14 protein-coding genes and 1 riboswitch are annotated in these 14,540 nt (G+C 36.0%); of the genes, 8 read left to right on the top strand and 6 right to left on the bottom strand.

Annotated elements, in window-relative coordinates:
* Positions 1–119: 119 nt before the first annotated feature.
* Positions 120–311, top strand: a riboswitch (SAM riboswitch).
* 303 nt (positions 312–614) lie between these two features.
* From metK to BQ6100_RS16440, 3 genes are all read left to right on the top strand, one after another.
* Positions 615–1,814: a methionine adenosyltransferase gene (gene metK / locus BQ6100_RS16450; protein ID WP_075982665.1), complete on the top strand. Its 1,200-nt coding sequence runs from the start codon at positions 615–617 to the stop codon at positions 1,812–1,814.
* 263 nt (positions 1,815–2,077) lie between these two features.
* Positions 2,078–3,973 (top strand): asparagine synthase (glutamine-hydrolyzing), encoded by a 1,896-nt coding sequence (gene asnB / locus BQ6100_RS16445; protein ID WP_075982664.1) that lies wholly within the window; start codon positions 2,078–2,080, stop codon positions 3,971–3,973.
* Positions 3,974–4,209: 236 nt separating this feature from the next.
* The gene (locus tag BQ6100_RS16440; protein WP_075982663.1) at positions 4,210–4,596 is read left to right on the top strand and encodes a hypothetical protein; all 387 of its coding nucleotides are present in this window, start codon (positions 4,210–4,212) and stop codon (positions 4,594–4,596) included.
* Between the two features lie 15 nt (positions 4,597–4,611).
* Here BQ6100_RS16440 and BQ6100_RS16435 read toward each other — a convergent pair whose 3' ends face one another.
* From BQ6100_RS16435 to BQ6100_RS16420, 4 genes are all read right to left on the bottom strand, one after another.
* Complete coding sequence (locus tag BQ6100_RS16435) at positions 4,612–6,564, bottom strand: insertion element protein (RefSeq protein WP_075982662.1); 1,953 nt, start codon at positions 6,562–6,564, stop codon at positions 4,612–4,614.
* A complete protein-coding gene (locus BQ6100_RS16430) occupies positions 6,557–6,808 on the bottom strand; it encodes a hypothetical protein (RefSeq protein WP_075982661.1) in 252 nt (83 codons plus the stop codon). Before BQ6100_RS16430 ends, BQ6100_RS16435 begins: the two co-directional genes overlap by 8 nt.
* A gap of 273 nt (positions 6,809–7,081) precedes the next feature.
* Complete coding sequence (locus tag BQ6100_RS16425; protein WP_075982660.1) at positions 7,082–7,960, bottom strand: C39 family peptidase; 879 nt, start codon at positions 7,958–7,960, stop codon at positions 7,082–7,084.
* A 187-nt stretch (positions 7,961–8,147) separates the two neighbouring features.
* The gene (locus BQ6100_RS16420) at positions 8,148–8,663 is read right to left on the bottom strand and encodes a gamma carbonic anhydrase (RefSeq protein ID WP_075982659.1); all 516 of its coding nucleotides are present in this window, start codon (positions 8,661–8,663) and stop codon (positions 8,148–8,150) included.
* Between the two features lie 166 nt (positions 8,664–8,829).
* On the opposite strand from BQ6100_RS16420, the gene BQ6100_RS16415 reads away from it, so the two are divergent.
* Positions 8,830–9,633, top strand: a complete 804-nt coding sequence (locus BQ6100_RS16415; RefSeq protein WP_075982658.1) for an alpha/beta hydrolase — start codon at positions 8,830–8,832, stop codon at positions 9,631–9,633.
* 115 nt (positions 9,634–9,748) lie between these two features.
* Positions 9,749–10,843: a tetraprenyl-beta-curcumene synthase family protein gene (locus tag BQ6100_RS16410; protein ID WP_075982657.1), complete on the top strand. Its 1,095-nt coding sequence runs from the start codon at positions 9,749–9,751 to the stop codon at positions 10,841–10,843.
* 34 nt (positions 10,844–10,877) lie between these two features.
* Here the strand turns inward: BQ6100_RS16410 and BQ6100_RS16405 are convergent, their stop codons facing one another.
* Positions 10,878–11,450 (bottom strand): class I SAM-dependent methyltransferase, encoded by a 573-nt coding sequence (locus BQ6100_RS16405; RefSeq protein ID WP_075982656.1) that lies wholly within the window; start codon positions 11,448–11,450, stop codon positions 10,878–10,880.
* Positions 11,447–12,415 carry a TIGR01212 family radical SAM protein gene (locus BQ6100_RS16400; protein WP_075982655.1) on the bottom strand — a complete coding sequence of 323 codons (969 nt, stop codon included), beginning with the start codon at positions 12,413–12,415 and terminating at the stop codon, positions 11,447–11,449. Before BQ6100_RS16400 ends, BQ6100_RS16405 begins: the two co-directional genes overlap by 4 nt.
* 227 nt (positions 12,416–12,642) lie before the next feature.
* Between BQ6100_RS16400 and BQ6100_RS16395 the strand changes: the two genes are divergently transcribed.
* The 3 genes from BQ6100_RS16395 (at position 12,643) to BQ6100_RS16385 (ending at position 14,511) form a co-directional block, all read left to right on the top strand.
* Positions 12,643–12,906: a YtzC family protein gene (locus BQ6100_RS16395; RefSeq protein ID WP_075982654.1), complete on the top strand. Its 264-nt coding sequence runs from the start codon at positions 12,643–12,645 to the stop codon at positions 12,904–12,906.
* 15 nt (positions 12,907–12,921) lie between these two features.
* Complete coding sequence (locus BQ6100_RS16390; protein WP_075982653.1) at positions 12,922–13,104, top strand: glycogen biosynthesis protein GlgD; 183 nt, start codon at positions 12,922–12,924, stop codon at positions 13,102–13,104.
* A gap of 219 nt (positions 13,105–13,323) precedes the next feature.
* A complete protein-coding gene (locus BQ6100_RS16385; RefSeq protein ID WP_075982652.1) occupies positions 13,324–14,511 on the top strand; it encodes an MDR family MFS transporter in 1,188 nt (395 codons plus the stop codon).
* Positions 14,512–14,540: the final 29 nt, after the last annotated feature.

Raw genomic sequence — 14,540 nt, 5'->3', positions numbered from 1 at the left:
AAGAAATAAATATAACATATATAAGGGAAATAATGTGGACAACTATTACTCATGTTTTTTATGATTACTGTTGACATTGATTGATACAATAGGATATGATTTTAATTTGAACGGATACTCTCTTATCCCGAGCTGGTGGAGGGACAGGCCCTATGAAACCCAGCAACCTGCTTTATGTGAATTTTCAATAATAATGAACCTTTTGTTTGCTTATTGTATATGTTAATTTAGTAAACAAATCGTTATTTTGAAGACGATTTAGAGCAAAGGTGCTAACCTGAGGCAAGGATTAAGTCCTTGAACGATAAGAGTGAAAGGCGCAAATTACTTTGCTATTAACCTTTCCTCATGATGGAAAGGTTTTTTTACGTTTGCAATGAAATGCGACTTTTATACGGCTATGTGGGGGAATTTTTTACAATAATAAAATGAAAAGGAAAAAATGATGAGAATGAAGGTCTTACTTATCTCTCATACTTTTCTTCTTTTTTATCATAAATACTCCCTGATTATTCCATACTACTAAGGGAATGAGTTCCGTATCAAATATTAGAAGAGCTAGTCAAGGTATAAAAAGCCATAGCTCTATTTTTGATAAATAAGGAGGAAGTCAGATGTCAATAAACGTGCGATTATTTACTTCTGAATCAGTTACTGAAGGTCATCCGGATAAAATTTGTGACCAAATTTCTGATGCGATTTTAGACGCAATATTAGCGAAGGATGCAAATGCTCGTGTCGCTGCTGAAACATCTGTTACTACTGGGCTTGTGCTAGTAGCTGGTGAAATTACTACTTCTACATATGTAGACATTCCAAAAATTGTTCGTGAAACTGTTAAGGAGATTGGATATACTCGTGCTAAATATGGTTTCGATTCAGAAACATGTGCTGTATTAACATCTATCGATGAACAATCTCCTGATATCGCTATGGGTGTTGATAAGGCCTTAGAGGCACGTGAAGGTCAAATGTCAGATGAGGAAATTGAAGCGATTGGTGCTGGTGACCAAGGCTTAATGTTTGGTTTTGCTTGTAATGAAACAAAGGAGCTTATGCCACTACCAATTTCTTTGTCCCATAAGCTTTCTCGTCGTTTAGCAGAAGTACGTAAAGAAGACATCCTCCCATATTTACGTCCGGATGGAAAAACACAAGTAACAGTTGAATATGATGAAAATAATAAGCCAGTTCGTATTGATACCATTGTTATTTCAACCCAACATCATCCTGAAATTAGCTTGGAACAGATCCAACGCAATATTAAAGAGTATGTTATTAATCCAGTTGTTCCTCAAGAATTAATCGACGAGAATACAAAATACTTCATTAACCCTACTGGACGTTTCGTAATTGGTGGACCACAAGGGGATGCAGGGTTAACTGGACGTAAAATCATTGTTGATACTTATGGAGGATATGCTCGTCATGGTGGCGGAGCATTCTCTGGGAAGGATCCTACAAAGGTTGACCGCTCAGCTGCTTATGCCGCTCGATATGTAGCGAAAAATATCGTTGCTGCGGGTCTTGCTGATAAAGTGGAGGTTCAGCTAGCTTATGCAATAGGGGTTGCCAAACCTGTCTCTATCTCCATTGATACTTTTGGTACTGGAAAAGTATCAGAAGATGTGTTAATCGATGTTGTTAACAAGAATTTTGATCTTCGTCCAGCAGGAATTATAAAGATGCTTGACCTACGTAGACCGATTTACAAGCAAACAGCTGCCTATGGTCATTTTGGGCGCAATGATATAGATCTTCCATGGGAAAAAACAGACAAAGCAGAGGCTTTAAAAGCGCAAGCATTAAAATAATAAAAACATTTAATCATTGGGAGTTACAAAAATTTGTAACTCCTATTTTTGATTCCTCGTCTAAAGTTGTGAGTGTGAGATTATTCCGCAAAAAAATTGGGTATTTCATTTAATAATTCCATTAATTTTCCACTACCTTTTCTCTATTCCTAGTGCATTTTTAAAATAAATAGTGGTAGTATTAGAGAGTATATTTTTTAAGCAGTATAAAAGAGGGATTTATTCCTTCATTAATATAGTAAGAAATGGAGTAGGTGTTACATATGTGCGGTTTTATTGGATGTGTGCATGAAAAGGCACAAGACTATCGTGACGAGCAAAAACAACTATTTGAAAATATGAATACAATTATTACCCACCGTGGGCCAGATGATGATGGGTATTTCTATGATGATCATATTCAGTTCGGCTTCCGCCGTTTAAGTATCATTGACATCGAGAGCGGACATCAGCCATTAACCTATGAGAACGAACGCTATTGGATTATTTTTAATGGAGAAGTATATAACTACGTGGAATTAAGAGAGGAGCTTTTAAAGGAAGGCTTGACCTTTGAAACAAGCTCTGATACAGAGGTTATCATTGCTCTTTATAGCCATATAAAAGAAAAAGCTGCAGAAAAGCTTCGTGGGATGTTTTCCTTTGTCATTTGGGATAAACAAGAGCAAACTCTATACGGTGCAAGAGATCCTTTTGGTATTAAGCCATTCTTTTACTATGAAGATGGGGAAAAAATCTATTTTGCTTCAGAAAAGAAAAGTATCCTTCTAGCATTAGAAAATGACGTAATTAATTACGACTCTTTACAGCATTATTTAACCTATCAGTTTGTTCCTGAGCCAATGACGATGTCAGAAGGAATTGCCAAGCTTGAGCCAGGTCATTATTTCACGAAAAAAATCGGATCTCCAATGGAAATCAAACGCTACTGGAAGGCAGCTTTTCACCCGGTACAGAAATCTGAGCAGGATTTTGTAAAGGAAATTAGAGATGTATTATTTGATTCTGTGGAAAAGCATATGCGTGCTGATGTTCCAGTTGGATCATTCCTTTCTGGGGGGATTGATTCCTCCATCATTGCTTCCATAGCCAAGGAATTTCACCCAGCAATTAAAACCTTTTCAGTTGGTTTTGAGCGCAATGGCTTCAGTGAAATTGATGTAGCGAAAGAAACAGCTGAAAAATTAGGAGTCGAGAATTTTAGCTATGTCATTTCTCCAGAGGAGTATATGAATGAAGTTCCAAAAATCATGTGGCATATGGACGATCCATTAGCAGATCCTGCCTGTGTGCCTTTATATTTCGTTGCCAGAGAAGCACGTAAGCATGTAACCGTTGTGCTATCAGGTGAAGGGGCAGACGAACTATTTGGTGGTTACAATATTTATCGTGAACCACAGGACTTAGAGGTGTTTAATAAAATTCCTTCCGTTTTCAAAGGATTCCTACGTCTCATAGCAAAGATGATGCCTGAAGGAATGAGAGGAAAAAGCTTTATTGAACGTGGATTAACTCCAATGGAGGAACGTTATATCGGTAATGCTAAAATGTTTTTAGAGTCTGAGAAGGAACAGTTACTAAATGTTTATAAAAAAGAATTAAATTATACCGATATTACGAAAAAGCTATATGAAGAAAGCCGCGGTTACGACCCAGTTGATCGTATGCAATACATTGATATTCATACCTGGATGCGTGGAGATATCCTATTAAAAGCAGATAAAACGACAATGGCTCATTCGCTAGAGCTTCGTGTTCCATTTTTAGATAAAGAGGTTTTTGAGGTTGCATCAAAAATTCCTACAAGCTTAAAAACTACAAATGGTACAACAAAATATATCCTACGTAAAGCAGTGGAAGGCGTTGTACCTGATCATGTTTTGAATCGCAAAAAGCTTGGTTTCCCGGTTCCAATTCGTCATTGGTTAAAGGATGAAATGAATGATTGGGCAAAAACAATCATCCGTGAAAGCAATACAGACCATCTGATTAACAAAGCCTATGTGTTAGGCTTATTAGAAGACCATTGCCAAGGGAAGGCGGATAATAGCCGTAAGATTTGGACTGTACTTATGTTCATGGTTTGGCATCAGGTGTATATGGAGAAAAAATACTCATTTGAAAAGGAATACTTTAAAGAAAAAGCTTTTCAATCATAAAATTGCATGAAAAAAGCTGACCTTCAAGGTAAGTAGTTCAGTTTTGAAGTAGAAAATCATAAAAAGAATAAGAAATATCCTGCCATTTGGCTACAAAAAGATATGACAATTAACACTAAAAATAGCATCAGTTTTAGCTGATGCTATTTTTAGTGTTATAATTCAAGGGAAAGAAACCTTTTTAGGGAATTGCTCGTCTATATAGAAAGAAATTAAACCAAAAAGGTAGGTGTATTATGAGAAAAGGATTTGTCTTTTTACTTATATTTGTAGCAATAGCTTCGGTTGTTGGATGTAATAAACAAATAAACATTAAATCTGAAGATAAATTAATAATTGAAAAACTTACTGAAACAGAAGGACAATATGAGGTTATTAAAGAGATAACTGACAAAGAAAAAATTGAAAATGTTCTTAAAATCTTTAAGAAAGCAAGATGGGAAGAAGCAAGTGATAAAAGCACGTATCCTGATTTTAAAATTAATGATAGTTATGCAATTTGGATTACTTCAAACAATAAGATAAGAGTTAGAATTGACAGTATAAGCAAAAACACCTTTCTATCTGAAAAAGACTCAAAAGTTTTATATGAAATTATTACAGATGAAAAGCTCGGTGAATAAATTTCACTGAGCTTTTTATCTTAAATAAATTATATCATTCAAATCAAATACTTTATCTACAATGCCAAGTCGTTGAGCAGGAGTTAGTTTCTTACCATCGGCAGTTTTAAATGGTAAGCAAAAGTTAAAGTAAGTTCTCAAAATGGTCAAAGCATATTGTGCGTACTTCGGATTGAAGTTTGCATATATATAACTTTTTCCTTCGCCCCTCGCTGTCATTAAAGGTCTTTCAAGAATGGATAGCCTTCTTCTCATTTGTTGGATATAAGCATTGGTGGCATTATCATTTACCTCTAACACCATTTCAGCAATATCTTTTGGCTCATAGGAAGAAAGGTCTGTTGTGCAATCAACCAAGTGAAAGCCTTTATCTTTTGATGCCAAAGGATGTTCAATTGGATTGTTGGCATATTTATTAAAGGTCTTTTTTTCTTCTAAGACTTGTTCGTGAAAAGTGTGTCGGCTAAACAGTTCGGTTAAATAATATTTAGCCAACATCCTTAAATTTTTTGTATCATAACCACTCTGAAAACCCCACTCCAGCAAATCCTGTTTTGCATCTTCAAACTCCTGCAAACATTGTTTTCTTGATTTTTCTCGGTCAACAAGACTTAGAAAGTGGTGGGCATCGTATTGTTTGATTTCTTTGGCAAAAACACGATAGAAAGCTGTTTTGATTGAACTGTCATTATCGCTAATCATTCGCCATTCATTTGCCTTTACAAGCTGTTTTATCAGCCAATAATGAGCAATATTCGTGTAAGTTGCGTTGACGTGCAGACCATCTACATATTGACTTCTGTGCCTGATTTTATTAATGTCGTGCGTATATCGAGCATATTCTTCTTCATTCTCTTTAGGTGGTTCTTGGGGGTAATGAGAAAAATCCAACCTTGCATTTTTCTTGGCAAACTCATTCAAGCGGTCATCTTTATATTGAATGGTGTCCAAAGCCAGTTCCTCAAAGGTAATATCCCAATCATAAGCAACATCAGAACGAAAGGCATATCTTGAAAAAACCTCCGAAGTAACGACAATATATGTTTGCAAATTTAAGTCTTCCAATCCCCGAAATTCACTTCCACCTTGACCTTTTTTCCGAACATTGTTGAGTAAATAATGCATCTTATCAGTATTTAGCCACATTTCCTTAAAATGCTTGTCCTTTAAAGGTTTTGTTTCGTATCTGTCTAAAAACTCTAAACATCTACGATAAAGCCATTCTAACTTTTGATAATATGTTCCAACCCCAATATCTAAAATTTCACAAGCACGACTGATAGGAACCTTATTTAACAGCAATTTTGCAAATGTAGGAAGTATGTCATTTCTTTGTTGGTGATAGGTGGTTGATTGTTTTCTGTTCGGCAAAACATTGGTGATTTTTTTACACTGTTTACATTGCCACCTTTGAGAATTACTTGTACTTTTCCCTTGCTTATAAAACTCTTTTTTATGGTCAAAAGGGGTAAAGCCTTCGTTAATACAGCCTTCTTTATGAAACACATAATCTGGTTCAACATCTTGAACTGTTTCAATTCTGACAAGCCGACTAATTTCTTCTGCGATAGACCAATTAGAATAAGGATAGGAACTAATGTCCGATACAACACCTACATTCGGCTGTACGGGGTCAGGATTGCACCTAATAACCTTACTTCGGTTCTTCGTACTTCCAGTTAATTTATATCGACTTGGTTTGTTTAACACCTTTTCAAACCGCTCTTGGTCTTTTCCAAACCATTTGCAGAATGGGTCTGTACAAAAGTTATATTGAATTTGAAATGTCTTATCATTCCAATGAAATTGAACAGGAGTAAAAAGTAAATGGTTGTATCTTTTAGCGTATTTTGTGGTGTCTAAAATGCCATAGTGTTTTTTTCTATCTTCGATGTCGCCATCTGATAAAGGCGGAACAACCGATACCACTGAGTCTTGTTTATTAGACAACCGCTTCAAATTAGCCAATGGAATTCACCTTCACCATTTCTTCAATTTCCATCTGTTTTATTAACCGTTTGTTATTTCGTTTTTGCTCAATCCATTTAATGAAATCTTTATCATCAAGGATATTTTGTAAGAACTTATCGGCAACTTCACTTTCGCTATATTGCGTGTATTCGGCATAATATTTCACAATGGCTTGAGACCTTTCGGAAATCAGCCAATCAACCTTATCTGCATTGGTATTCTTGGGTTTAATGAACTTCACCGCACATCAACCTCCTTATTCAAATTATAACAACTTTCGACTTAAAATTAACAACAAAATTAGCATAATTTTTGGCATATGACCAACAGCCATTGTCCACCTACTAATTAGTATGCCAATTTTCGTGTTATTTTATACGCATTTTGACAACAAACATTGTTATATCAACAAAAATAAAGAGTCCAATTCTTATGCGAATTGGACTCAAAATTGTGGTGTTAATTTATATTTTCTACCTTAAAACTGAACTACTTACCTTCAAGGTCAGCTTTTTTATTTCTTTGGAAGATAAGTAATAGCCTGTCTTCCCATCTGAATCCATGCCTGTTCAAAATCCTTTAAAGGTGCCTTTTGATTTTTCTCACCAGTTAGGGGATCATTAAAATAAACATATTGACTGTCATATCCAGTAATGAGGACAGAATGTTCTTTATAGGTAATCTTGATTTTCCCCTTTTTGGTATACCAAGTTTCAAAATATTCAGCTGGGAGTTTTTTATAGGCTGTATTGATAATAACCCAAACAGGTCTTCGATCAGAAAGATGAATCTTCAATTCCTGAAAATCAGAGCCAGTCAAATCCTTTATCCGATTAGGTAAGTAGATTTCAGCTAGTTGTTTAATAGGAGAATGATAGACTCCTAGACCGGGATTTTCAAAGGTATACATATCCCCGACAAACCCATCATTTGGATTTCCAAAATATATCTTGCCATTTTCCTCGCGATAAGGAGTGGGGTCTTTCTCAATCTTTTTTGCTAAGGTCATTTTATCGACATCCACACCTGAATAATTTAACAACATTGCCAGGGAAGTAACTTCACAACCGCGGGGAAGCTCAGGCATTTGAGAGATGACTTCTGCATTAATTAATACGGTTTCCTCCATTTTAATGATGGACATGTTGAAATTATCCTCTAAAAAGGAATTGGTCTGAACAATAGGAGAATGAATAATATTTTTCAATCTCTCGACAGCTTCGGCAATATTACCCGTTTTTCGATTATCAAAAATAAAGGCAAATACAATAATAAATAAAATAATAATAAACAAGGAAAGTGAACTGGAAAGGTTCTTTCCCTTTTTCAGTTTAATTATCAAATAAGTAAATAATAAAAACAAAAGAATAATAAAAAACAATAAAATTTTCATGGCACCACCTTAAATACAAAAAGAAAACGATAAAAGTAAATTGGCTACTTTTTCATCGACCCTGAGTTTAGTCTTTTCTTGTTGAAATAATCCTACATATATATCGGTAAATAATCATGGTTATTCAAGGTGGGAATGTTACCCAAGTATACGGAATAATCAATTGGGGAAATGCTAAATTTACTATTTACTTTTCCTGTATGGATTTATAATATTGTCCTTTTTCAACATATTCTCGAGTAATTCTTTCCATATCCTTAATGTCATCCTCATTTAATTCGCGAACTACTTGAGCGGGCCGTCCAAATGCTAAAGTGTTGGGTGGAATCTTTTTCCCTTGTGGGACAAGACTGCCAGCACCGATAAAGGCACCTTCCCCGATTTCGGCATTATCAAGCACGATGGAGCCCATACCAATCAATGCATTTCTGCGAATGATACAGCTATGAAGGATTACCTGATGTCCAACAGTAACTTCATCCTCAATAATCAGAGGATTATCTGGGCTTTGATGTAGGACAGAGTTATCCTGGACATTCACTTTATTACCAATTATGGTTGGAGCAACATCACCACGGATTACAGTATTGTACCAGATGCTTGATTCTTCTCCAATAGTTACATCCCCTGTTATCGTAACGTAATCTGCTATAAAAGCGCTATCTGCAATTATTGGTTGTTTATTTTTATATGGGTATAACATGAAATTCTTCCCTTCATTTTCGTAATATGTTTATTTTAACATGTTTTCTCCAATAGTTGAGCCATAGGTTCTGGAATGTCAATGGTTAGACATCTTGTTTTTAGGCACATGAACAAATTTTGTTGTATATTAAAAAGGAGCTACAAAAGTCATTGGAGGAATAATTATGTGGAAATGGGAAGCAGAAGGTGAAGCAAAGGGTGTCGTTGTAATGATACACGGTGCGTTTGAACATCACCGACGCTATGGCTGGCTTATTGAAATGTGGCGTTTGTCTGGTTTTCATGTGATCATGGGAGATCTTCCTGGACAAGGAATGACGACAAGGTCAAGTAGAGGTCATATTGATTCATTTGATGAATATATAATTGAAGTGAAGGATTGGATTCAAGCGGCCTATCAATTTGAATTGCCAGTATTCTTACTAGGTCACAGCATGGGTGGTCTCATCGCGATTCGAATGTTACAGGAGGAGAGGCTGAACCTTGCAGGCGTTATCTTATCATCACCATGTTTAGGTCTATTAACTGCCCCTTCAAAATGGTTGAACTTACTCTCCTATCCTCTAAATACTATTTTCCCAAGTCTCAGAATAAGTCCTGGCTTGACGATAGATAAAGCAACAAGAAATTTAGATGTTCAAGAGGCCGATATGAACGATACGCTCTATGTGACAAAGGTATCAGTGAGGTGGTATCGCGAACTACTGACTGCTGTGAAGCTTGCATTTCTAAACAATAATAAAATTCAAGATGTCCCAATGCTTGTGATGCAGGGGGGCGATGATAGGATTGTCAACAAGCAGTCAGTGAAAGAATGGTTTAACCAAGTTCAATTATCTGAGAAACGATTTAAAGAATGGCCAAAATGCTATCATGAAATCTTTAATGAGCCTGAGCGTGATGAGATTTTCGTTTACGCAAAGGATTTTGTTGACAGTCAGCTTAGAGCGATTGGCTACATTGTTTAATACAATCAATATTCACTATTAATGATTCTTAAGAACAGAACAAATTATTTTCGAGTGAAATCGTTCATGCTTTAGTTTCCTGCCTCCTGAATGAGGGAAAAAGAGGTGTTCTAGTATGGTTATTCCAACCATGCCAATTAGTTTAATGTCCAAGGTTTACCGGTTAGTTTTTCCAGTGGTACATAAGGAGCTTGCTTATTGGAAAGAAAGAGCAGGAGCCATTCCAAACCAGGAATTAAGGAAGCAAGCCTTGGCCAGTATTGATAAAAAAACCTTTCATTGCGAAGGGGGTTCTATCCTATCCCTTTTAGCTAATGAACATTATAAAGAAGCGATTAAATTTATTGTCGCTTATCAAACGATTAGTGATTATTTAGACAACTTATGCGATCGAAGTACATCGCTTGATCCAGATGACTTCAGAGCATTGCATGATTCAATGGAAGATGCCTTATCTCCTGAGGCAGAACCGAAAAACTATTACCGCTATCGTGATGATCAGGATGATGGGGGTTATTTAAAGGATTTAACGAAAACATGTAGCGATGTATTGAGGAAGATGGATAACTACCCTTATATTCAAAAACCCTTGCTTGAACTGTGTCACTATTACTGTGATTTACAAGTAAATAAGCATGTGAAAGAAGAGCAGCGCATCCCTCGATTAAAAGAATGGTTTAATCGCTATAAACAAGTGATACCAGAGATGGAATGGTATGAATTTTCTGCTTGCTCTGGTTCAACTCTTGGGGTATTTTGCCTAGTATCATATGCGAAGAGAGATGACTTTACTCCACAGCATGCAGATAGCATTATGAAAGGATATTTCCCATATATTCAGGGTCTACATATATTGCTTGATTATTTTATCGATCAAGAAGAGGACCGAGAAGGTGGAGATTTAAACTTTTGCTTCTATTATGAAGATGAGGAAACATTATTTAATCGGTTAAAATACTTTTTAAAAGAAGCAGATCGTCATACGGAAAAGCTTCCACATCGGAGATTTCATCAGTTAATCAATCGAGGTTTATTAGGAGTTTATTTATCCGATGAAAAGGTTAGAAGACAAAAAAATGTGAGAAGACTTGCCAAAGAGATAATCAAAAAAGGTGGTCCAATTAGCTTCTTCTTTTATCTTAATGGACTAGCCTATCGCAAAATGCAAAAATGGGTACCAAATGGAGTCATGCGGACATTCATTAAATAGTTGTGTGAAAAAAGAAGTAGCGATTCAAAATCAGCTACTTCTTTTCAATGGCAACGATAAATGGGGGATTGTTTTTTTGATTAATAAATTGATACTGTAAGACATGAGCTTGCTTTTGATCCATTTGTTTTAAATAGGTTAGCAGGTAATCCCGTTCAATGGCTCCTTCATCATGACCATGATAAATGACCAAAACAATGATTCCTTCAGGAGCCAAAATTTCAAAAAGAGCTTCCACAGCTTGAAGGGTTGTTTGTGGAGTGGTAACAATGGATTTATCTCCGCCGGGCAAATAACCTAAATTAAATATGGCCCCCTTAATTGAACCATGAAATTCTTCAGGGATTAGCCTTTTTACATGCTCATGTCCTGAGTGAAAAAGTGTTACTCGATCCTCTAAATGATACTCCCTCAGTCTTTCAACAGTGTTTATTATAGCTTGCTCCTGGATATCAAATCCAAAAACTTGCCCCTGTTGACCAACAAGACCAGCTAAAAACACTGTGTCATGACCATTCCCTAAGGTTGCATCTACAACTGTATCTCCAGCTTTGACTGTTTTTTCTAAAAGCAACCGTGCATATGGCAATACCCTGTCTAGTATCATTTGCCTGCCTCCACATGGCTATGCTTGTAATATTTCCCTTGCCAGCTATTTCTACTTTTTAGTTCTGCATCGATTGCATTTAATACTTCCCATTTATTGACGCTCCACATTGGTCCAATCATTAAATCAATTGGTCCATCCCCTGTGATTCGGTGGATAATCATTTCTGGGGGTAAAATTTCTAACTGATCACATACTAAGCTTACGTAGTCATCAAAGGATAAAAACTTAAGCATTCCTTTTTCATATTGCTTTACCATAGGGGTTCCTTTTAAAAGATGAAGTAAATGAATTTTGATCCCCTGTACATCTAACTTTGCAACCTCACGTGCTGTTTCCATCATCATCTCAGGTGTCTCCAAAGGTAATCCGTTAATGATATGGGAGCAAATGCGAATCCCATGCTTTCGAAGCTTGTTCACGCCATCGATATAGCATTGGAAATCATGTGCACGATTGATTAATGTAGCTGTTCGTTCATGGACAGTCTGTAATCCTAATTCAACCCATAAGTAGGTTCTTTCATTCAGTTCAGCTAAATATTCTACGACGTCATCTGGTAAACAATCCGGACGTGTTGCAATCGACAGTCCCACGACGCCTTCTTGCTTTAATACCTTTTCATATTTCTCTCTTAATACTTCAACGGTCGCATGGGTATTTGTATAGGCTTGGAAATAAGCCATATACTTGCCATCCTTCCATTTTGTATGCATTTTTTCTTTTATTTCATGAAATTGTACTTCTAAATCATCGACACGATTTCCAGCGAAATCACCTGAGCCAGCAGCACTACAAAAGGTACAACCACCGTGAGCGACTGTACCATCACGATTCGGACAATCAAAACCGCCATCTAATGCTATCTTAAAAACTTTATGTCCAAATTGATTGCGTAAATGATAATTCCAAGTGTGGTACCGTTTATCATCTGATGCATATGGAAAAGGACTCGTCTGATTCAATTCAGCAACCTCCTCTATTAACATTTCATAAATAGTAAAAAAAGAATTTTTTTTACATAAAAAGAATTTTATCATGAAGTGTCATGGTTATCCAATTGTAATCTTTTCAAATAAATAATTGGAAGGTTTTTTAGTCTCTTATATGTGGTAAGAAAAATCACATTTGAACAAGATAATATAGAAGCGTTTTGCTTCTTATGTCTTTCGATTTAGGAGGAGGTTTAATTATGGCAACTCGGGAATCGATGGGGCAATTGATGGATGAGTGTAATAATGCAATTCAATATGCACAAAAGCAACTCGAAACAGGTAGCAGACAGGAGCATTATAATATGAATGAATATACACAAGCTATGCAACAGCTGGAAAATGCGTATAATGACCTGTCTCAAATGGCACATAGTGCAAATTCACAGCAACGTGAACAGTTGCACAGAATGAGGATTCAGCTTCAGCAGCTACAAAACCAAATGACTTTACTTGACCATTAAAGGAGAGATCAAGTGATGGTTAGAAAGCGTTCGAAACAAAATAATCCAGAACAAAAAACGAGAAATGGAATAAATAATCAAGACATTGAAATGGGTCAAGAAATGGACCAGGTGAAATTATCAAAGAAAAAATATGAAAAACGTGGCGGACAACCTGTTAAGTCCAAAATGCATCAAGAACAGGATCAATCATCATAATAATGAAAAGCTCTCACATTTGTGGGGGCTTTTTATTTGTCATAGGTGGTTAAGACTGTAAAATAAAATCCATGGATATGGTTTCCAAATTATTGACCACTTTGTTAAATGTGAAAATAATTTATTTCAGTAACCGAAACGTTTTTATTGAAGTTTAGTAAAAAAACAACTAATATATTTTGGTATTCGAAATATTTTAGTTGTAAAGGAGCGTTTTTCATGCCACGTGCCGTTTGGCTATTAGTAATTGGAATGGCAGTGAATGTAACAGGCTCTTCTTTTTTATGGCCTTTAAACGCAATCTATATTCACGATCATTTAGGAAAGTCTTTGTCAGTTGCAGGTATTGTCCTGATGTTAAATTCCGCAGCGAGCGTCATCGGAAATTTATTCGGAGGATATTTATTTGATAAAATTGGTGGTTATAAATCAATCATTCTTGGGATAGGAATATCCCTTTTATCGGTAAGTGGATTAATTTTCTGGAATGGTTGGCCAGCATATGTTGTTTTGTTAACGATTCTAGGATTTGGTTCAGGAATCGTATTTCCATCTATGTTTGCCATGGCCGGAACGGTTTGGAGACAGGGTGGAAGAAGAGCATTTAATGCTATTTATGTTGCTCAAAACCTAGGAGTAGCGGTAGGGGCTGCCTTAGGAGGCTTTGTCGCATCATACTCCTTTCAATTCATATTTATTGCTAATGCCCTAATGTATTTAATCTTTTTATTCATTGCAGGATTTAGTTATCGAAATATGCAAGTTGTAGGGGAAAGAAAGATATCAAAGGTGAAAGAGAAGGCAGAAAAAGGTCATCACAATAAGTTAGTAGCTTTACTCGTCCTATGTATCGGGTACTTATTGTGTTGGGTTGCATATGTTCAATGGCAGTCCACCATTGCTTCGTATACACAGGAAATTGGAATTAGCTTAAGGCAATATAGCTTTCTTTGGACAATTAATGGAGCATTAATTGTGCTTGGTCAGCCCATTTTAAATAGCTTCATTAATTCAATGAATAAATCAATTAAAAGCCTTATGGTTGTAGGTATGGGAATTTTCATCCTATCCTTTTTAACTGCTTCCTTTGCCAATGGATTTTCTGGATTTTTGATCTCCATGATTATTTTAACTATTGGAGAAATGTTAGTTTGGCCATCTGTCCCTACCATTGCAGATAAATTAGCTCCAAAAGGGAAGTCTGGATTATTTCAGGGAATTGTAAATAGTACAGCGACCGGTGGGAGAATGATTGGTCCATTATTAGGTGGAATGCTCGTAGATTGGTATGGAATGTCCATCCTATTTATCTTTTCGACTGCTTTGATTGTCGTTTCAATTTTTACGACAATTATCTATGATCATAGGATCAAAGATATAGGGGCTCTTATTAAAAAGGCCTCTTAAATTCACTAAGAGTATGACAAATATTGTAA

Origin of the sequence: Bacillus massilinigeriensis (genome assembly GCF_900117315.1) — a bacterium.
GTDB classification, from domain to species: domain Bacteria; phylum Bacillota; class Bacilli; order Bacillales; family Cytobacillaceae; genus Bacillus_BE; species Bacillus_BE massilionigeriensis.
The sequence above is the reverse complement of the archived record's forward strand: the minus strand, read 5'-3'. Positions and strand labels throughout refer to the sequence as shown.